This is a genomic window from Microtetraspora fusca (assembly GCF_001570365.1).
Classification (GTDB): domain Bacteria; phylum Actinomycetota; class Actinomycetes; order Streptosporangiales; family Streptosporangiaceae; genus Microtetraspora; species Microtetraspora fusca.
The window spans coordinates 161299-178582 of the sequence record NZ_BBYK01000042.1 but is presented as its reverse complement, the minus strand read 5'-3'; the positions used below and the strand labels follow the sequence as shown (position 1 = coordinate 178582).

Sequence of the window (17284 nt, the reverse complement as noted above, 5' to 3'; positions counted from 1 at the left end):
AGTTTCTCTACCAAAAGGTACCGTCACAAACGGGAGAGCAGGTGATTTGGACGCCGGGAGCGGCGCGCGCCGCACGCCGGATCGCCACCGCGGCCGCGATGGGCGGCGGGGGCCTGACGGCACTGGGAGTCGCGACGTACGGCCTGCTCATGGCGGAGGCGTTGATCGCCCGCCGGATCGTCGGCAACCCCCATGGCATGGACGGCCCCGCCTCCGACGGCGTGTACGGCGACTTCGAGGGCGACCCGATCACCATGGTCATGCTGGGCGACTCGACCTCCGTCGGACTCGGCCTGACACACCCCGACAAAACCCCGGCGGTCAACCTCGCCAACGGCCTGGCCGCCGTCGCCGAACGTCCGGTGCACCTCACCGTCGTCGGCCAGTCGGGCGCGGCCTCCGCCGACCTCGGCCCCCAGGTGGACCGCGCGCTCGCCGCCCACCCCGACATCGCGGTCATCTTCGTCGGCGCCAACGACGTCACCACCGCCACCCTCCCCGCCCACGCCGTACGGCACCTGCAGAAGGCGGTGCGCCGGCTGCGCGAGGCCGGGGCGGAGGTGGTCGTGGGGACGTGTCCGGACCTGGGCTCGATCCGGCCCATCCCGCAGCCCCTGCGCTGGGTCACCCGCCGGTGGTCCCGGCAGCTCGCCGCGGCGCAGACCGTGGCGGTGGTGGAGGCGGGCGGCCGGACGGTCGCCTTCGCCGACCTGCTCGGCCCCGAGTTCGACACGAACCCTGCCGAGATGTTCGGCCCTGATCGCTACCACCCATCTGCCAGAGGTTACCTACAGGCCGCGTACACAGTGCTACCGTCTGTATGCGCCGCGTTGGGTTTGTGGCCCGAGCCCGAGCCTCAGCGCGTCGAAGGTTCGCAATACCTTTTGGCGGCAATGGCCGTGGAAGAACCCGGCACCGAGGTCAGCGCGACCCGGGTCGCCGGCCGGGCGGTCGGCCCCCAGGGACGGTGGGCGGCACTGCTCCGCCGGCGTCCCGGGCCGATGTCCGAGAGCGCCTGAAGCCGGTCACCTTTCGCGACCCGGCCGTCACCCCCAGTAGGAGTGATATGACCCGGCCCCACGCGAAAGTCACCCTCACACTCGCCTCCGCCGCCCTGCTGACCAGCGGGGCTCTGGCCGGCTGCTCCCAAAGCGACGCCGCCGCCGCGAAGAAGTACCCCACTTGGCAGAACTCCGAGGTCAACGCCGTGAGCCGCATCACCGCAGGCGCGGGCGTGGCGGCGACCACCTCGATGAAGCCGGACGGCACCCTGGAGACCGTCGCACTCGACGAGGAGACGGGCAGGAAGCTCTGGTCGGCCCCGGCGACGATGACCGGCCGGCTGCCCGGCATGGGCGTCCAGCCCCCCGCGATCGTCGATGCCGGGAGCAGCCAGGCCGTCATCGCCGCGATCGACCCCGTCAAGCAGGGCCAGTGGAACGCCACCCTGGTCACCAGGGACGCCCTCACCGGCCGGCAGAAGTGGACCAGGCCCGTCCACTCGACGTTCGGGCCCCAGCAGTGCGGGCCGTACATCTGCCTGTCGGAGCACACGGCGCTCAGCACGGCCCGGCTCGTCGTGCTGGACCCCCTGACCGGCAAGACGATCTGGCGGCTCCCCGGCATCGCCGAGGTGGAGTGGTCGGACCCGAACCGCGTCGTGCTGCTGCGCCTCGCGTCCCACCCCGTGCTGGAGGCGCACGACCTGAAGACCGGCAAGTCGCTGTGGCAGCTGCCGATCGAGCAGGCGCTCGGCGAGGGCGTCAACATGTCCGGCGGCTGGTCCTTCGGCTCCACCGGGGCCAACCTGGTCGGCTACGTCGCCCCGTACACCGACGCGCGCACCAAGAAGACCTCGCCGTTCGGGCTGTTCTCGCTCCGGCTCTCGGACGGCGTCCTGGAGTGGATGCGGCCGTCGGTGGTGCGGGTCTACCCCAGCGGCAACCCGGCGCTCTCGCCCGTCGTCCGCCCCGTCGACCAGCAGGGCCAGTACGGCGGCTTCGCCAGGCTGGACGGCGAGTCCGGGCGGGTGGTCGGCCAGATCACCGCGGCGCAGGTGCCCGGAACGGGCTGGTGGCTCGCCTTCCCGCCGAAGATGGACACGCTGGGCTTCCTCAAGCACAGCGCCCCCGGCACCGCCTTCAACCTGATCAACGGCGAGCCGTCGGACGTGAAGGGCAGCAAGGGGTGGTCGTTCTGTGTGACCGACCCACAGCCGCTGAAGCTCACCGGCATCTCCCCCGGCTTCTACTCGATCGCGGCGCTGTGCGAGTTCGACCTGGCCACCGGGAAGCGGATGGACTCCGTCGACACCCCGCCCGCGTGGTTCACCGGCAGCCAGGGCGGCTGGCGGATCTGGCGCGACGAGAAGGGCGGGCTCCACGCGATCAAGGATGGAGCCACGACATCTCCCGGCATGTACGGCTGACCGTAGAAAGTTCTGTTTTGCGGCCCCCGGGGGATGGCAGCCGCCCTACCCCGGGGTAACCTCCGCAGAAAAGGACTAGGTCAGGAGAGCCCCATGCCCGAGGCAGTCATCGTCGCGACGGCCCGCTCGCCGATCGGACGCGCTTTCAAGGGATCGCTGAAGGACATCCGCCCGGATGACCTCACCGTCCAGATGGTCCGCGCCGCGCTGGCCAAGGTCCCCCAGCTCGACCCGAACGACATCGACGACCTGATGCTCGGCTGCGGCCTGCCGGGCGGCGAGCAGGGCTTCAACATGGCCCGCGTCGTCGCGACGCTGCTCGGGCTGGACGGGGTTCCGGGCACCACGGTCACCCGCTACTGCTCCTCGTCCCTGCAGACCACCCGGATGGCGATGCACGCGATCCGGGCCGGCGAGGGCGACGTCTTCGTCTCCGCCGGTGTGGAGTGCGTCTCCCGGTTCGCCAAGGGCAGCTCCGACAGCCTGCCCGACACGCAGAACCCCCTCTTCGCGGGGGCGGCCGCCCGTACGGCACGGCTGTCCGAGGGCGGCCAGGACTGGCACGACCCCCGCGAGGACGGCGCGCTGCCGGACATCTACATCGCGATGGGCCAGACCGCCGAGAACGTGGCCCGGCTCAAGGGCGTCTCGCGGCAGGAGCAGGACGAGTTCGGCGTCCGCTCGCAGAACCTGGCCGAGAAGGCGATCGCGAACGGCTTCTGGGAGACGGACATCACCCCGGTCACGCTGCCCGACGGCACCGTGGTGAGCAAGGACGACGGGCCGCGCCCCGGCACCACGTACGAGGCGGTGTCGCAGCTCAAGCCGGTCTTCCGCCCCGACGGCACCGTCACCGCGGGCAACTGCTGCCCGCTGAACGACGGCGCCGCCGCGGTCGTCATCATGAGCGACACCAAGGCGGCGGCCCTCGGGATCACGCCGCTCGCGCGGATCGTCTCCACCGGCGTGACCGGCCTCTCGCCCGAGATCATGGGCCTCGGTCCGATCGAGGCGTCCCGGCAGTCGCTCGCCCGGGCCGGCATGTCCATCGGCGACGTCGACCTCGTCGAGATCAACGAGGCATTCGCCGCCCAGGTCATCCCGTCCTATCGCGAGCTCGGCATCGACATCGACCGGCTCAACGTGAACGGCGGCGCGATCGCCGTCGGCCACCCCTTCGGCATGACCGGCGCCCGCATCACCTCCACGCTGCTCAACGGCCTGCGCTTTCACGACAAGACGATCGGGCTGGAGACCATGTGCGTCGGCGGCGGCCAGGGCATGGCCATGATCGTCGAGCGGCTGAGCTGAGCGTCAGCCCTGGAAGTCGGGACCGGCGCGGTCGATCGCGATACGGATGATCACCCGCCGGTCCCGCTCCATCGCGGCACGGTAGTCGTCCCAGTCGGGATGCTCGCCGCTGATGTCGCGGTAGTAGTCCACCAGCCGCTCCATCGCATCAGGGAGCGAGATGATCTCCGCGGTGCCTTCGATCTGCACCCATTCGCCGTAGAAGGCGTCGGTGGTGACGGTGAGGAACACCTGCGGGTTCCGGCGCAGGTTACGCGTCTTGACGGCCGTCTCGCGGCTGCTCACGACGGCGTACCCGTCGCGATCGAGGCCGACGGTGACGGGCGACATCTGCGGCCGCCCGTCGGCGTGCCAGGTGAGCATTACCGCGCGGTGGTTGTTCTTGAGGAACTCGCGTGCCTTGTCCACATCCATGGACACAATGATGCGCCCGCGCCGGAACGGCGCGGGCGCATCCGAGAGATCAGAACTGCCGACCCCTACGACGCCGCTCGTGCTCCAGCACGATGGCGACCGCGTAGCCGTGCGTGAGCCCGTGCTCGTCGGCGAGCCAGTTGGCCCGCTCGTCGCATCTCAGGAAAGCCGGCCCGTTGTCGATTGTTTGGAACCACTCGGGGAGGTCGCGTCCGGTAATGGTCGGGACGCGGGCGATGAGCTTGGTCTGGGTCTCCGGTGAGTGGTTCAACGTCATGAGCACCTCCACGGATAAGGCTCCTTTGGGCTCGACACTGCCTCACCGGTTCCTGCTTGACAAGACCCTGACGGACATCGTTTCGTTATGAAAGCTTGATCATAAGGATTAATCGTTGTCCGTGAAGTAGCTGATGAACCTGAGGATCTCCAGGTAGAGCCACACCAGGCTCAGCGTCAGGCCGAAGGCCATCAGCCAGGAATACCTCGCCGGCGCGCCCGCGCGCACCCCGCTCTCGATCTCGTCGAAGTCCAGGAGCAGGAAGAAGCAGCCGAGCAGGATCATCGCGATGCTGAAGATCCAGCCGATCGGGTTGTCGGCCCGCAGGCCGAGGCCGCCGCTCACGAAGAAGCCGGCGATCCAGTTCACCAGCATGAGCCCGACGGCGGCCAGAGCGGCGCCGACGACGAACTTGGTGAACTTCGGCGTGGGACGGAAGATCTTCAGCGTGTAGACGGCGAGCGTGCCGCCGAAGGCCAGCATCGTGCCGAGCACGGCCTGCAGGACGATGCCGTGGAAGACGCTCTCGTACATGTGGCTGAGCACGCCGATGGCGATGCCGTAGCAGAGGGCGTACCCGAGGATGAGCGCCGGGTTGGTGCTCTGCCGGAACGAGACGATCAGCCCGAGGATCAGGCCGACGATCATCGCGGGGGCCGCGAGGGACCAGCCGAGGTTCAGGTACCACGCGACGGCCGCCGAGAGGACGAGCGTGCCGAGGGTCATGAAACCGCGCACGACGACGTCGTCGATCGTCATCGTCCGCTCAGCCGGCGGCGCGTACGAGGGTGTGGCGTACATCTCGTTGAGCTGCTGGACGCTCGGCGTCGGACCGGCCCAGGCCGGCTGACCTCCTGGGGCGCCCCGCTGGCTGAATATGGGGTTCCTGCTCTCCACCTCTGGCCTCCGACTCTCCGATCAGCGTGCGACGCCAGCATCCCAAGCCGGCGCGGCGCCACGCCAGTCCACTGGCGTTTCCAACGATCGTCGGACGGGTGGAGTTCCCCACCGGAGTTACCCGAAAAGGAACTCCGGTGGGGGTGGGCCCTCCCGCGTCAGCGGGTCGGGCTGAAGGCGCGCAGCTCGGCGGGCTGCTTGCCGAGGACGATCTGCTCGGCGAGCAGCTGACCGGTCACCGGGCCGAGGGTGACGCCCCACATGCCGTGGCCCCCGGCGATGTAGACGCTGGGCACCCGAGTGCCGCCGATGAGCGGCAGTCCGTCCGGGGTGACGGGACGGGGGCCGACCCAGGTGTCGGTCCGCTTCGACCAGTCGACTCCCGTGAGCAGCGGCCGGCTGGCCTTGATGATCGAGGCGACCCGGCCGGTGTCCAGCGGGTGGTCGGGCGAGCGGAACTCCATGGTCCCGGCCACCCGGAGCTGGCCCTGGTACGGCGTGCAGGCGACGCGGGTGGCGGGGAAGTAGATCGGGCACGGAACGGTCTGCTCGGTCGGCACGGTGAACGAGTACCCACGGCCGGCTTGGACGGGGGTGCGCACGCCCAGCGGCCGGGCGAGGTCGTTCAGCCACGCTCCGGTCGCGATCACGACCGCGTCCGCGTGCTCCGGGTCTCCCGCGTACGCCTCGACGGTGACACCGCGCGCGCCGTGGCGCAGGTTCCGCGCCGTGAAGCCGGTACGGATCCGGCCGCCGCGGGCGACCACGGCGTCCGCGAGCGACTGGGTGAAGGCGCCGGGGTCGATGTAGCGCTGGCCGTCCAGCCGGATCGCCAGCTCGACGTTGGACGAGATCTGCGGGACCTCCGCGGCGACCTTGTCTCCGGGGATCTCCGTGAAGCTGATCTCCTGGCCGGAACGCAGGATCAGTTCCAGCTCGCGGCGCAGGTCGTCCGCCTGGCCGGCCTTCTCGAAGGCGGCCATGATCGGCGCCTCGATCGTGGGGGCCTCGACGCCGTTCTTGGTCAGGACGTCGAAGGCGTCCAGGCACAGGGCGTTGATCGGGCGGTAGGACTGCATGCCGCGCTCCCACTGCCGCATGGTGCAGTGGGTGGCGAACTTGGTGAGGAAGGCCCACAGCCGCGGGTCCGGCTTGGTCGGAATGTACAACGGCGCATCGCGGTCGAGCAGCGAGCGCATGCCGTACCGGAGAACGCTCGGCTCGGGCAGCGGGATGGCGAGGCCGGGCGACAGCCAGCCGGCGTTACCCCAGGACGCACCGGCGGCCACTCCGGCCCGGTCGACCACCGTGACCTCGACTCCTCGCTCCTGGAGGAACCACGCCACCGACAGGCCGACCATGCCGGCCCCGACCACCACGACGCTGCGCGGTGACTTTTCCTCCGTCACGACAGCTCTCCCTTTCTTGAGACGACATATTGAGGATGTATGCCGTTGAGGAGATAAGAGCTGCCAAATTCGGACAATGGATCAGCCTGCGGTTGTCCTATCCGGACATGACCGCGCCGACTTCAAGTGCGATCATCATCGCCAGGCGCTTGCGCGGGTCGTCGAGGTCCAGCCGGGTGGTCTCGGACATCTTCCGCAGCCGGTACCGGACCGTGTTGGGATGGACAGCCAGCCGCGCCGACGCCTCCCGCAGATCCCCCTGGGCGCGGAGCAGGGCGCGCAGGGTCGGGACGTACTCGGTGCCGTGCTCGGCGTCGTGGCGGGCCAGGTCCACGACCGGGCCCGTGGTGGGCATCCGTCCCGCCGCGGCGGCGCCGGCCAGGCGGCGCAGCAAAATCCGGTCCCAGACGGCGTCGTACGTGACGGGCAGTTCGGCGTCCGGATCCGACATGTGGACGGCGAGGCTCTCGTCGGCCTCGCTGCGGCTGGCCGGGAGCTGGGAGACGTCGGCGGGGCCGCCGACCCCCGCCCGCACCCTGGCGTCCGCGGGAAGCTCGCTCGCGAGCGCGCGCACCCAGGCACACGCCGCGTCCGCGTCCTTGCCGCCGGAGAGCACGGTGTACAGCACGTCGCCGACCAGGGCGCTGCGGCCGGGGCGCGACCAGGTGAAGCCGATGGTCGCGTGGCGGGCGGCGAGCAGCACCGCGTCCGCGCCTCCGTCGGCACGCAGCGCGACGACCCGCAGGTCCGTCGCGGGCAGCCCGAGCCGCAGCAGCGCGGCCGGCGCGTCGGCGCCGCCCTCTATCAGGCTCTGCACCAGGTCGCCCTCCACCCGGCGCTCCAGGTCGGCGCTCGCGCGGGTGGTCAGCAGGTGGGTCGCGGCCACCCGCGCCCCGGCGACCAACGCCGCGTTCTGCCCAGGGGAGAGAGGACCGTCGACCTCGACCCAGACCGAGCCGAGCAGCTCGCGGCCCGCGCGCACGGCCACGACCACGCGCGCGGTCAGCTCGGAGCTGAGCTCGGGCACGAACAGCGGCTCGTCCGACTCGTCCAGGTGGGCGAACACGCCCTGGCTGCGCAGCGCCTCCAGGGTCTCGTCCGGCACGCGGCGGCCGAGGATGGTGCGCAGCCGCGCCTGGTCCACGTCCTGCTGCCGGTGGGAGTAGGCGAGCACGCGGGCCTGGACGTCCTCGATGGTCACCGGGCCGCCGACCGCTCCGGCGATGGTGTCGGCCAGGTCGAACAGGCCTCCCGGCGCGGCCGCCTTGGCCGCGGCGCGCTCGCCGAACACCAGCGTGTGGATCACCGCGACGAGCTGTCCCCAGGAGACGCCGGGATCGACGCGGACCACCGGGATCCCGGCGTCGCGAGCCGCGCGGGCGACCCCCTCGTCCAGGGAGAAGGCGGCGCGCAGCACCAGGACGGCGGCGTCGGTGTCGGCCAGCACGCGGACGGCCCGCTCGGGGCTGTCGATGCCGACGCCGAGCATGACCTGGTCGCCCGCCGCCATCCGCGGGTCGGACGGGTCGTACAGGGCCAGGCCGCGCAGCATGGCCGCCCGGTCGACCGGACCCCGGCACTCGCAGACGCCGAGAGTGCCGAGGATGTCCAGGAGCTGTCCCAGGACCACCATCGCTCACGCTCGCAGAGTCACCGGATGCCGACATTCCCTCCAACGGTAACCCAGACCTTTAATTTGTTTGACAGGTAGATATAATTGCACTGGGCACAGTCCGTACCGGGGCTGTGTCTTTGTGTTATGTGGACAAGGAGGCGCGACATGACCAGCACACAGCGGACATGGCTCACCCAGAATGCGTACGACCGGTTGCGAGAGGAACTGGCCGACCTGCTCGCGCACCGCACGGGCGACGGCGACGCCACTCCGCACGATCCGGACAGCAATGAAGAGATCATGGAGCGGGAGCGGCGACAGGCGCGCATCCACCAGCTCGAGGACCTCCTGAAGAACGCGGTGGTCGGCGAGGACCCGCCGGACGACGGGGTCGCCGAGCCGGGCATGGTGCTGACCGTCCGCTATGAGGGCGAGGAGGAGACCGAGACCTTCCTCATGGGGCTCAGGGACGAGTCCGTGGGTGGCGACATCCCGGTCTACTCGCCCAACTCCCCTCTGGGCATCGCGCTGACGGGCGCCAGGGAGGGCGAGCAGCGAACGTACGAGCTGCCCAACGGCCGGACGATGAAGGTGACGTTGGTCAAGGCCGTCCCCTTCGGGCACCACACGACCAGCTGACACGACCGTGTCGACGCCCCCGGGCCGCCCGCGATTTTTGTCGTACCCCGGGGGCAGAATCATGCCCGCCACCGAACCCGACGTCAGGAGACCTCCCGTGGCCGAGCGCAGGTACGGCCGACCGGCCGCGCCGACCTTCACCACCGTTCACGGCGCGGACTGGGACAGCGAGGATCTGTCGGGTCACGAGCACAGCCAGGTCCTCTTCGTCGACGTCGACATGACCGAGGCGTTCAGTCACGGCGCCGTCTTCTCCGAGTGCACCTTCCGCGGCGTCAAGTTCAACGCGTCCTCGCACACCGACGCCGCCTTCACCAACTGCACGTTCGTCCGGTGCTCGTTCTTCGACACCACCTTCACCGGCTGCAAGATGGTGGGCAGCACGTTCGACGGCTGCACCTTCGACCTGCTCAAGGCCGAGGGCGGGGACTGGTCCTTCGCCGGGCTCCCCGGCGCCGACCTGCGCGGCGCCACCTTCACCGACCTGCGGATGCGCGAGGCCGATCTCGCCGGCGCCCGGCTGGAAGGGGCGACCCTCCGCAAGGTGGACCTCTCCGGCGCCTGGCTCCGCGCGGCCACGCTGTCCCGATGCGACCTGCGCGGCAGCGATCTGTCCTCCGTGGACCCGCTCTCCGTCGACCTCAAGGGCGCCGTGATCGACTTCCAGCAGGCCGTCGTCCTCGCCACCGCCCTCGGTCTCGACGTCCGCGCCGAGTGATCCCCTCGTTCCCGCAGGTCGTGGGGGCACGGCCGGCAGGGCTGTCGCCCGGGGAGGCAGAAGTGCCCCCGGTGGGACTCGAACCCACACCGGAGCCCTTTTAAGGGGCTTGCCTCTGCCATTGGGCTACGGGGGCGCCGCGATCATACGTCACGGATCGCTCATCTGTAACTGGTTGGACCTTACGCCGCTTCCCCTTCTTCCGGACATGGAAAGCCGAACGGCGCACGTCCCCAGGTGGGGGCGCACGCCGTACGGGTGAGCGGTTTTACTTCTTCTTCGGCATCGTGGCGGCGGCGGCCCTGAAGTCGTCGCGCGGGTGCTCGATCTCGCCGAGCGACACCGTCTCCCTGCGGAAGAAGAGGGACAGGGTCCAGTCGGCCACCACGCGGACCTTCCGGTTCACCGTGGGCACCCGGGACAGGTGGTAGGTCCGGTGCATGAACCACGCGGGGAACCCGCGCAGCTTGATGCCGTAGACGTTGGCCACGCCGCGGTAGAGGCCGAGGCCGGCGACCGACCCGGCGTACCTGTGCCGGTAGTCCTTGAGCTGCCCGCCCCGCACGTACGCGGCGATGTTCTCGCCGAGGACCTTCGACTGCCGTACGGCGTGCTGGGCGTTCGGGGCGCAGTACTGCCCGGCGTTGGTCATGTCGGGCACGCCCGCCACGTCGCCGGCGGCGAACGCGTCCTTGGTGGCAGCGATCGTCAGCCGGGTGGTGGTCTTGATCCGGCCGCGCTCGTCGAGGGGCAGGTCGCAGGAGTTGACGACCGGGCTCGGCTTGACACCGGCGGTCCACACGATCGTGGCCGACTCGAACTCGTCACCGTCCGAGGTCTTGACCAGGCCGCCCTCGCACGACTGGAGGAATGTCTCCAGCTTGAGCTCGATGCCGCGCTCGCGGAGCTGCTCGGCGGTCCACTTACCCATCTCCGGTCCGACCTCGGGCAGGATCCGGTCCGACGCCTCGATGAGGACCCACCTCAGGTCCTTCTTCTCGATGCTCGGGTAGTACTTGATCGCGTCCTCGGTCATGTCCTCGAGCTCGGCGAGGGCCTCGATGCCGGCGAAGCCGCCGCCGACCACGACGAAGGTGAGCGCGCGGCGGCGCACGTCCTCGTCGTCGCTGGTCTCGGCCCGGTCGAGCAGCGCGATCACGCGGTTGCGCAGCGCGATCGCCTCACCGACGGTCTTGAAGCCGATCGCGGCGTCCTCGAGACCGGGGATGGGCAGCGTCCGCGAGATGGAGCCGGCCGCCATGACGATGACGTCGTACTCGATCTCCCGGGACTGGCCCGCGGCGGGCTCGAACGTCACGGTCCTGGCCTCGTGGTGGATCTTGGAGACCATTCCGTTGAGGATGCGGATCTTGGGCAGGACCCGGCGCAGCGGCGCGACGACGTGACGGGGGGAGATGTTCCCGGCCGCCGCCTCCGGAAGGAACGGCTGGTAGGTCATGTACGACCGGGGGTCGATGAGCGTGATCCGCACGGTCCCCTCGCGCAGCTCACGACGGAGCGTCCGCTGAAGCCGCAGGCCGGTGTAAAGGCCTACGTATCCACCGCCGACGATGAGGATGTGCTTTGACTTGCGGTTCACCACGGGTGCCCTTCGTGTGTAGATCGCTTGTGAAAGCATTCACAAGGCTACGTCACGTCGTTCAGCCGATACCAATCCACCCCGGGGGAACTTGTCCATTTTTTCCGATTTTGAGTAGATCGGGACTATCTTCTCCCCGCAAAAACGGCGGAACTTTCAAGCGTGACCGAGTTCACACTCGTGAAAGCGTTCACAAGCCCAGGGATGCCGCCCGCGAGAACACCGCGTCGAGCATCTCGGCCGTGACTCGGCCGGTAAAGGTGTTCTGCTGGCTCGGGTGGTAGCAGCACAGCAGGTGCACCGTGCGCTCGCCGTACGACACCGCGGCCTCCCGCCCGTGCCCGAACGGGGGGCGGCTGCGGGGCAGGGTGTACCCCGCGGCGCGCAGCGCCGGCCACATCGCCTGCCAGGCGAACCCGCCGAGCGCGACGATCACCCGGGTGGACTCCGCGACCAGCGACAACTCCCTGGCCAGCCACGGCGAGCAGGTGTCGCGTTCCTGCGGGGTCGGCTTGTTCGCCGGGGGCGCGCAGCGGACCGCCGCCATCACCCGCGCTCCGATCAGCCGCTGCCCGTCCCCCGCGTGCGTGCTGGTCTCCTGCGTGGCCAGCCCCGTCCGGTACAGCGACGCGAACAGCCAGTCGCCGCTGCGGTCCCCGGTGAAGATCCGGCCCGTACGGTTGCCCCCGTGGGCGGCCGGGGCCAGCCCGACGATGAGGATGCGGGGGTGGTCGTCGCCCCAGCCGGTGACCGGCCGCCCCCAGTAGGTCTGGTCGGCGAAGGACTTCCGCTTGACGTCCGCGACCTCCTCCCGCCACTTCACCAGTGACGGGCAGGCCCGGCACACCGACTCCCGCGCCGTCAGCTCCGTGACCGTACGGCTCTCGCCCGCGAGCCGTACGACGTCGGCGGCGTCATGGGCGACCGGTGTGTCGGGCCGGGCCAGGTCGCCCGGCCAACCCGATCCAGGCGGTACGAAGCTCATGCCATCGATCGTGCCAGCTCCGCGCCCATGCTCGCGCCGTTCTCCCCGGTCAGCGCCGGTCCGACGGACGCGCCGACGGCTCGGCGGCCTTCTTCGCGGGCTTGCCGGACGGCTCAGGAGACGGGTCCGCCGACGGCTCGGAGGACGAGCCACCCGACGGCTCGGTGGAGCCCGTGGAATTGGCGGACGGCTCGGCGGCTCCCTCGGGCGACGCGGACGGCGCCGGCATGGCGGACTCGCAGGGCACCGGAACCGGGAGGCCGTTCTCGTCGAAGGCGGTCTCGGTGACGTCCCGCAGCGGCAGCGGATAGGAGTTGGTCATCGGCGGCTCCCCCGCGCAGGGCCGGACGATCCGCTTGCCGTACAGCTCCGGATCGACGTTGATCGGCCTGCCGTCCTGGTCGTAGAGCCGGACGTCGGTCAGCGCGGTGCCGTCCGCGGCGTACGGCAGGATGTTGTAGATCCCGCCGCCGTCGAACGTCGCCACGTTCCTGACCTCGACCGGCGGAGGTCCGCCCGCGTCGTACCGGACCGTGGTCTCGTACACCCCCGTGTGGTCGGCCGCGGCGACACCGACGAGCACCGCCCACGCCGCCGCCGCGTTGGCCAGGATCAGGGGCGTGCGCCGCCAGCCCGACCCGACCCCCGCGACGGTGCGCCGGCCGAGCCACACCGAGGCCCAGATCACCAGGAGCGTGAACACCCAGGCCACCGGGTCGCCGGGGACCACCCCGCCCGACCCGACGGCCGACAGCACGACCAGGGCCAGCGCGTACCCGCGCATCGCCCACCACGCCGGACGCAGCTCGGGCAGGAACGTCACGAGCTGCCGGTACGGCGTGAGCCTCAGCAACCGGCCGTGCGCCGCGCCCAGCACCGCGGCGGCCCGGCCGGTGAGCGACCTTCGCGTCCGGGCGGGACGGCCCCCGTAGGCGGCCCGCAACTCGGCCGCGTACGCCTTCGGAGAACCGAGGCGCTCTTCCAGCGGCGTGTCCGACTCGGCCGCAACCTCGGCCAGATGGTCGTCAAGGTCCTCAAGCAGCTCGTCCCTGTCCTTCGCGGGCAGGTCGGCGAGTTCCGCGCGTACGGCGCGGGCGTACTCGTGCGGATCCATCCGGGGGGTCATCCGGCACCTACCTCCTTGAGCAGGCCGTCCATGGTGGCGGCGAAGGACGTCCAGGTCCTCGCCGAGTCGGAGAGAAGCGTTCGGCCCACGTCGTTCAGGCCGTAGTACTTGCGGTGCGGCCCCTCGTCGGAGGCCACCACGTAGGAGGTGAGGGCCCCGGCCTTGAACAGCCGGCGGAGCGTGCCGTACACCGACGCGTCGCCGACGTCGTCGAGACCGGCCTCGCGCAGGCGGCGTACGACGTCGTACCCGTAGCTGTCGCGGCCGTCGAGCACCGCCAGCACGGCCAGATCGAGGACGCCCTTGAGGAGCTGGCTACTGTCCACGCACCGCACAGTACTGTGCAATGCGGAATAGTTGCAACAGCGTTGCCCCGCTCCCCGGAACGGCGGGGGCAGTCGAAAGGAGCGCCACAGTGAGACGGTGCCGACCGACCGCGTGCCCGGCCGGGGCGAAGAGCGGTCGGGCGCGGCCGTTCAGGAAAGCGCGAAAGGAAACGCGAGAGGAAGCGCGGGGGAGGAAACGCCTGGAAGGAAACGGGTCAGACGAGCGACCAGGCGATGCCGTCCAGGATGTCGTGCTCGCTCACCACGACCTCGGAGAAGCCGTACCTGCGCACGATGCGGTCCAGGATGAGCGCGCCCGCGCCGATGACATCGACCCGGCCCGGGTGCATCACCGGGATCGCGGCGCGCTCCTCGTGTGTGGAGGCGAGCAGCCGGGCGCTCACCTCGTGGACCCGCTCCGCCGGGATCCGCGAGTGGTGGATCGCCGCCGGGTCGTACTCCGGCAGGTCGAGGGCGATGCCCGCGACCGTGGTGACCGATCCGGCCAGGCCGACCAGGCTGCGCGCCTCGCGGACCGGAACCGCCTCCTCGACCCGGTCCATCGCCGCCTCGATGTCGCCGATCATGGCCTGTACGGCCGGCTCGCCCGGCGGGTCCTGCCGGATGTGCCGCTCGGTCAGCCGGACGCAGCCGATGTCGACCGAGAGGGCGCCGTCCACCGCGTCCGTCCCGACGACGAACTCGGTCGAGCCGCCGCCGATGTCCACGACGAGATAGGGCGCCTCGGGCCCCAGCGCGGCCAGGCCGCGCGTGGCGCCGGTGAACGACAGGCGGGCCTCCTCGGCGCCGGTCACCACCTCGGGCTCGACCCCGAAGATCTCACGCACCCCCGCCGCGAACTCCTCGCGGTTGGACGCGTCCCGCGTGGCGCTGGTGGCCACGACCCGGACCGGCATCACCTCGGCGGGACGGGCGCCGGCCGCGCCCCCGCCGTGCTCCACGATCAGCTTCGCGTAGCCGCGCATCGCGGCGAAGGTACGCTCCAGGGCTTCGGGCGCGAGCTTCCCGGTGCGGTCCACCCCCTGGCCCAGCCGTACGATCTCCATCCGGCGCTCGACGTCGACCGGCTCGCCGTGCGCGGCGCCGCCCGAGGGTCCGGTGGGCAGGTCGGCGATGAGCAGGCGCACCGAGTTCGTGCCGCAGTCGATCGCGGCGACCCGGGTCATGGCCCCTCCTCGACACACGGGCTCACGCAGGGCCCGTCCGCCCACCAGTCGGGGAGCGCGTTGAGCGCCTCCCGTCCGAACGGGTTGATCCCCGGGACGGCCAGCTCGTGGCCGACGAGGGCGTGCAGGCACTTGACCCGCTCCGGCATCCCCCCGGCGCTCTGCATCTCACGCGGGAGCGGCTCCAGGCCCTCCTCCTCGGCCGCCTTGTCCCGGCGCGCGACGTAGTCCTCGTGCGCGGCCCGGTAGGCGGCGGCCAGATCCGGGTCCTCGGCCAGCCTGGCCTGCATGCGGCGCATCAGCCCCGAGGACTCCAGCGTGCCGATCGCGGACGCCGCCTTGGGGCAGGTCAGGTAGAACAGCGTCGGGAACGGCGAGCCGTCGGGCAGCCGGGGCGCGGACTCCACCACGTCGGGCAGGCCACAGGGACACCGGTGCGCCACCGCGCGCACACCGCGCGGCGGGCGCCCGAGCTGCGCCTCGACGGCCGCCAGATCGGCCGGATCAACCACCCTCGACACTCCTTCAGGAAGCGGCCCGCTGGCCGTCGGCGGCGTCCGCCGCCTGGACGGACTTCCAGATCGTCTCGTACCACGGAGCGTCGCCGGCCTGCTTGCGCTCGGCCTTCACCGGCACCGTGCCCTTCTTACCGTCGAGCAGGACGTAGCACTTGGCGTCGGGCTCGCAGTAGTGCAGCCGCTTCTTGGCAAGCTGCTTGATGTACTCCGGATCCTCCAGCTTGCGGCGCTGGTCCTCCAGATTGCGCAGGTGCTGCAGCGCCCGCGCCTGCTCCTGTTCCAGCTCGGCGATCTGCCGGCGCTGCGCGATGTACTCCCGGAAGGGGTAGGCGAGGCTCATCGCGATCGCGCACACGACGACCGCGAGGATCGCCGCGCGTCCCGTCAACTGCGGTCGCTTCGCCAACTCCGGCCACCTCCCGAACGCCCCGGCGGCGGGGCACCGTCCCGATCCGGGCTCCTTGCGCCGAACGCCGCCCGCCCCGCGCCGAAGACGCGTACGGCCGGCGGCGTTCGTCCAGAAACGACCTTAGCCCTGGAACCGGGGGAACGCGGCCCGGCCCGCGTAACGGGCGGCGTCGTCGAGCAGCTCCTCGATGCGCAGGAGCTGGTTGTACTTGGCGACGCGGTCGGAGCGGGCCGGGGCACCGGTCTTGATCTGGCCGCAGTTCGTCGCCACGGCCAGGTCGGCGATCGTGGTGTCCTCGGTCTCGCCGGAGCGGTGGCTCATCATGCAGCGGTAGCCGCTGCGATGGGCCAGGTCGACCGCGTCCAGCGTCTCGGACAAGGTGCCGATCTGGTTGACCTTGACCAGCAGAGCGTTCGCCGCGCTCTCGCGGATGCCGCGCGCGAGCCGCTCGGGGTTGGTGACGAACAGGTCGTCGCCGACGAGCTGGACCTTGGTGCCGAGGGCGGCGGTGATGGCCCGCCAGCCCTCCCAGTCCTCCTCGTTCAGCGGGTCCTCGATCGAGACCAGCGGGTACGAGCGGACCAGGTCCTCGTAGAAGGCGATCAGCTCGGCGGCCGACAGGCCCTTGCCGTCGATGGTGTAGACGCCCTCGGAGTGGAACTCCGACGCGGCCACGTCGAGCGCGAGGGCGATGTCCTGGCCCGGGGTGTACCCGGCCTTCTCGATCGCCACGAGGATCAGGTCGAGCGCGTCGCGGTTGGACGGAAGGTTCGGCGCGAAGCCGCCCTCGTCGCCCAGGCCGGTGGCGTACCCCTTCTCCTTCAGCACGCTCTTGAGCGCGTGGTACGTCTCGGTGCCCATGCGCACGGCGTCGGAGAACGTCTCGGCGCCGATCGGCGCGATCATGAACTCCTGGATGTCCACGTTCGTGTCGGCGTGCGCGCCGCCGTTCAGGATGTTCATCATCGGCACGGGCAGGACGTGCGCGTTGGGGCCGCCGACGTAGCGGAAGAGCGGCAGGTCGGCGCTGTCGGCCGCGGCCTTCGCGACGGCCAGCGAGACGCCGAGGATGGCGTTGGCGCCGAGGCGGGCCTTGTTGGGCGTGCCGTCCAGGTCGATCATCGTCTGGTCGATCAGCCGCTGCTCCTCGGCGTCGAAGCCGATGATCTCGTCGGCGATCTCGTCGGTCACGCCGAGGACGGCCTTCTCGACGCCCTTGCCGAGGTAGCGCCTCTTGTCGCCGTCGCGCAGTTCGACGGCCTCGAACTGGCCCGTCGAAGCGCCGCTCGGGACCGCGGCACGGCCGGTGCTGTGATCGTCGAGCAGGACTTCGACCTCGACCGTGGGGTTGCCACGGGAGTCGAGGATCTCGCGGGCGGTAACGGCCTCGATGGCAGCCACGGATCGCTCCTAGCAAAGTCGCGG

General features: G+C 70.6%; 18 protein-coding genes and 1 tRNA gene. 5 read left to right on the top strand and 14 right to left on the bottom strand.

Going from position 1 to position 17284, the window contains the following annotated elements; translation table 11 throughout:
* Positions 1-41: 41 nt before the first annotated feature.
* From AWQ68_RS10035 to AWQ68_RS10025, 3 genes are all read left to right on the top strand, one after another.
* Positions 42-1019, top strand: coding sequence for an SGNH/GDSL hydrolase family protein (locus tag AWQ68_RS10035; RefSeq protein WP_245655835.1), 978 nt, complete (start codon positions 42-44; stop codon positions 1017-1019).
* Between the two features lie 47 nt (positions 1020-1066).
* Positions 1067-2428, top strand: a complete 1362-nt coding sequence (locus AWQ68_RS10030) for an outer membrane protein assembly factor BamB family protein (RefSeq protein ID WP_066938164.1) — start codon at positions 1067-1069, stop codon at positions 2426-2428.
* Between the two features lie 93 nt (positions 2429-2521).
* The gene (locus AWQ68_RS10025) at positions 2522-3739 is read left to right on the top strand and encodes an acetyl-CoA C-acetyltransferase (RefSeq protein ID WP_066938161.1); all 1218 of its coding nucleotides are present in this window, start codon (positions 2522-2524) and stop codon (positions 3737-3739) included.
* 3 nt (positions 3740-3742) lie between these two features.
* On the opposite strand, the gene AWQ68_RS10020 is transcribed toward AWQ68_RS10025, so the two are convergent.
* The 5 genes from AWQ68_RS10020 to AWQ68_RS10000 all read right to left on the bottom strand — a co-directional run bounded on the left by AWQ68_RS10020 (position 3743) and on the right by AWQ68_RS10000 (position 8369).
* On the bottom strand, positions 3743-4153 hold the full coding sequence (locus AWQ68_RS10020) for a PPOX class F420-dependent oxidoreductase (protein ID WP_066938159.1): 411 nt from the start codon (positions 4151-4153) through the stop codon (positions 3743-3745).
* A gap of 49 nt (positions 4154-4202) precedes the next feature.
* Positions 4203-4430 (bottom strand): DUF4287 domain-containing protein, encoded by a 228-nt coding sequence (locus tag AWQ68_RS10015; RefSeq protein WP_066938695.1) that lies wholly within the window; start codon positions 4428-4430, stop codon positions 4203-4205.
* 108 nt (positions 4431-4538) lie between these two features.
* Positions 4539-5327 (bottom strand): Bax inhibitor-1/YccA family protein, encoded by a 789-nt coding sequence (locus AWQ68_RS10010; protein ID WP_066938157.1) that lies wholly within the window; start codon positions 5325-5327, stop codon positions 4539-4541.
* Positions 5328-5485: 158 nt separating this feature from the next.
* On the bottom strand, positions 5486-6688 hold the full coding sequence (locus tag AWQ68_RS10005; protein WP_066938692.1) for an NAD(P)/FAD-dependent oxidoreductase: 1203 nt from the start codon (positions 6686-6688) through the stop codon (positions 5486-5488).
* A gap of 145 nt (positions 6689-6833) precedes the next feature.
* Complete coding sequence (locus AWQ68_RS10000) at positions 6834-8369, bottom strand: PucR family transcriptional regulator (RefSeq protein ID WP_066938154.1); 1536 nt, start codon at positions 8367-8369, stop codon at positions 6834-6836.
* Positions 8370-8516: 147 nt separating this feature from the next.
* Here AWQ68_RS10000 and AWQ68_RS09995 point away from each other — a divergent pair, with 147 nt between their 5' ends.
* Together AWQ68_RS09995 and AWQ68_RS09990 are read left to right on the top strand one after the other, a co-directional pair.
* Positions 8517-8990 (top strand): GreA/GreB family elongation factor, encoded by a 474-nt coding sequence (locus AWQ68_RS09995; RefSeq protein ID WP_066938151.1) that lies wholly within the window; start codon positions 8517-8519, stop codon positions 8988-8990.
* A 97-nt stretch (positions 8991-9087) separates the two neighbouring features.
* Positions 9088-9708, top strand: coding sequence for a pentapeptide repeat-containing protein (locus AWQ68_RS09990; RefSeq protein WP_066938149.1), 621 nt, complete (start codon positions 9088-9090; stop codon positions 9706-9708).
* A gap of 63 nt (positions 9709-9771) precedes the next feature.
* Here the strand turns inward: AWQ68_RS09990 and AWQ68_RS09985 are convergent.
* The 9 genes from AWQ68_RS09985 to eno form a co-directional block, all read right to left on the bottom strand.
* Positions 9772-9844: transfer RNA gene (locus tag AWQ68_RS09985), tRNA-Leu, on the bottom strand.
* Between the two features lie 132 nt (positions 9845-9976).
* Positions 9977-11347 carry an NAD(P)/FAD-dependent oxidoreductase gene (locus AWQ68_RS09980; protein ID WP_066938146.1) on the bottom strand — a complete coding sequence of 457 codons (1371 nt, stop codon included), beginning with the start codon at positions 11345-11347 and terminating at the stop codon, positions 9977-9979.
* Positions 11348-11498: 151 nt separating this feature from the next.
* On the bottom strand, positions 11499-12293 hold the full coding sequence (locus tag AWQ68_RS09975; protein ID WP_066938143.1) for a uracil-DNA glycosylase: 795 nt from the start codon (positions 12291-12293) through the stop codon (positions 11499-11501).
* Positions 12294-12342: 49 nt separating this feature from the next.
* Positions 12343-13419 carry an HAAS signaling domain-containing protein gene (locus AWQ68_RS09970; RefSeq protein WP_157545088.1) on the bottom strand — a complete coding sequence of 359 codons (1077 nt, stop codon included), beginning with the start codon at positions 13417-13419 and terminating at the stop codon, positions 12343-12345.
* A complete protein-coding gene (locus tag AWQ68_RS09965; RefSeq protein WP_066938138.1) occupies positions 13416-13745 on the bottom strand; it encodes a PadR family transcriptional regulator in 330 nt (109 codons plus the stop codon). The genes AWQ68_RS09970 and AWQ68_RS09965 overlap by 4 nt, the downstream gene beginning before the upstream one ends.
* A 215-nt stretch (positions 13746-13960) precedes the next feature.
* Positions 13961-14932: a Ppx/GppA phosphatase family protein gene (locus tag AWQ68_RS09960; RefSeq protein WP_066938135.1), complete on the bottom strand. Its 972-nt coding sequence runs from the start codon at positions 14930-14932 to the stop codon at positions 13961-13963.
* The gene (locus AWQ68_RS09955; protein WP_084463828.1) at positions 14929-15444 is read right to left on the bottom strand and encodes a DUF501 domain-containing protein; all 516 of its coding nucleotides are present in this window, start codon (positions 15442-15444) and stop codon (positions 14929-14931) included. The genes AWQ68_RS09960 and AWQ68_RS09955 overlap by 4 nt, the downstream gene beginning before the upstream one ends.
* Before the next feature lie 13 nt (positions 15445-15457).
* Positions 15458-15856 (bottom strand): FtsB family cell division protein, encoded by a 399-nt coding sequence (locus AWQ68_RS09950; RefSeq protein WP_084463827.1) that lies wholly within the window; start codon positions 15854-15856, stop codon positions 15458-15460.
* 123 nt (positions 15857-15979) lie between these two features.
* Positions 15980-17260 carry a phosphopyruvate hydratase gene (gene eno / locus AWQ68_RS09945; RefSeq protein ID WP_066938126.1) on the bottom strand — a complete coding sequence of 427 codons (1281 nt, stop codon included), beginning with the start codon at positions 17258-17260 and terminating at the stop codon, positions 15980-15982.
* Positions 17261-17284 lie beyond the last annotated feature (24 nt).

Coding starts and splice junctions, on each gene's coding strand:
- AWQ68_RS10015 (WP_066938695.1), bottom strand. CDS start 4,430: ATGACGTTGAACCACTCACCGGAGACCCAGACCAAGCTCATCGCCCGC.
- AWQ68_RS10025 (WP_066938161.1), top strand. CDS start 2,522: ATGCCCGAGGCAGTCATCGTCGCGACGGCCCGCTCGCCGATCGGACGC.
- AWQ68_RS09995 (WP_066938151.1), top strand. CDS start 8,517: ATGACCAGCACACAGCGGACATGGCTCACCCAGAATGCGTACGACCGG.
- AWQ68_RS09970 (WP_157545088.1), bottom strand. CDS start 13,419: ATGACCCCCCGGATGGATCCGCACGAGTACGCCCGCGCCGTACGCGCG.
- AWQ68_RS10000 (WP_066938154.1), bottom strand. CDS start 8,369: ATGGTGGTCCTGGGACAGCTCCTGGACATCCTCGGCACTCTCGGCGTC.
- AWQ68_RS10030 (WP_066938164.1), top strand. CDS start 1,067: ATGACCCGGCCCCACGCGAAAGTCACCCTCACACTCGCCTCCGCCGCC.
- AWQ68_RS09980 (WP_066938146.1), bottom strand. CDS start 11,347: ATGCTTTCACAAGCGATCTACACACGAAGGGCACCCGTGGTGAACCGC.
- AWQ68_RS10005 (WP_066938692.1), bottom strand. CDS start 6,688: ATGGTCGGCCTGTCGGTGGCGTGGTTCCTCCAGGAGCGAGGAGTCGAG.
- AWQ68_RS09960 (WP_066938135.1), bottom strand. CDS start 14,932: ATGACCCGGGTCGCCGCGATCGACTGCGGCACGAACTCGGTGCGCCTG.
- AWQ68_RS10020 (WP_066938159.1), bottom strand. CDS start 4,153: ATGGATGTGGACAAGGCACGCGAGTTCCTCAAGAACAACCACCGCGCG.
- AWQ68_RS09975 (WP_066938143.1), bottom strand. CDS start 12,293: ATGAGCTTCGTACCGCCTGGATCGGGTTGGCCGGGCGACCTGGCCCGG.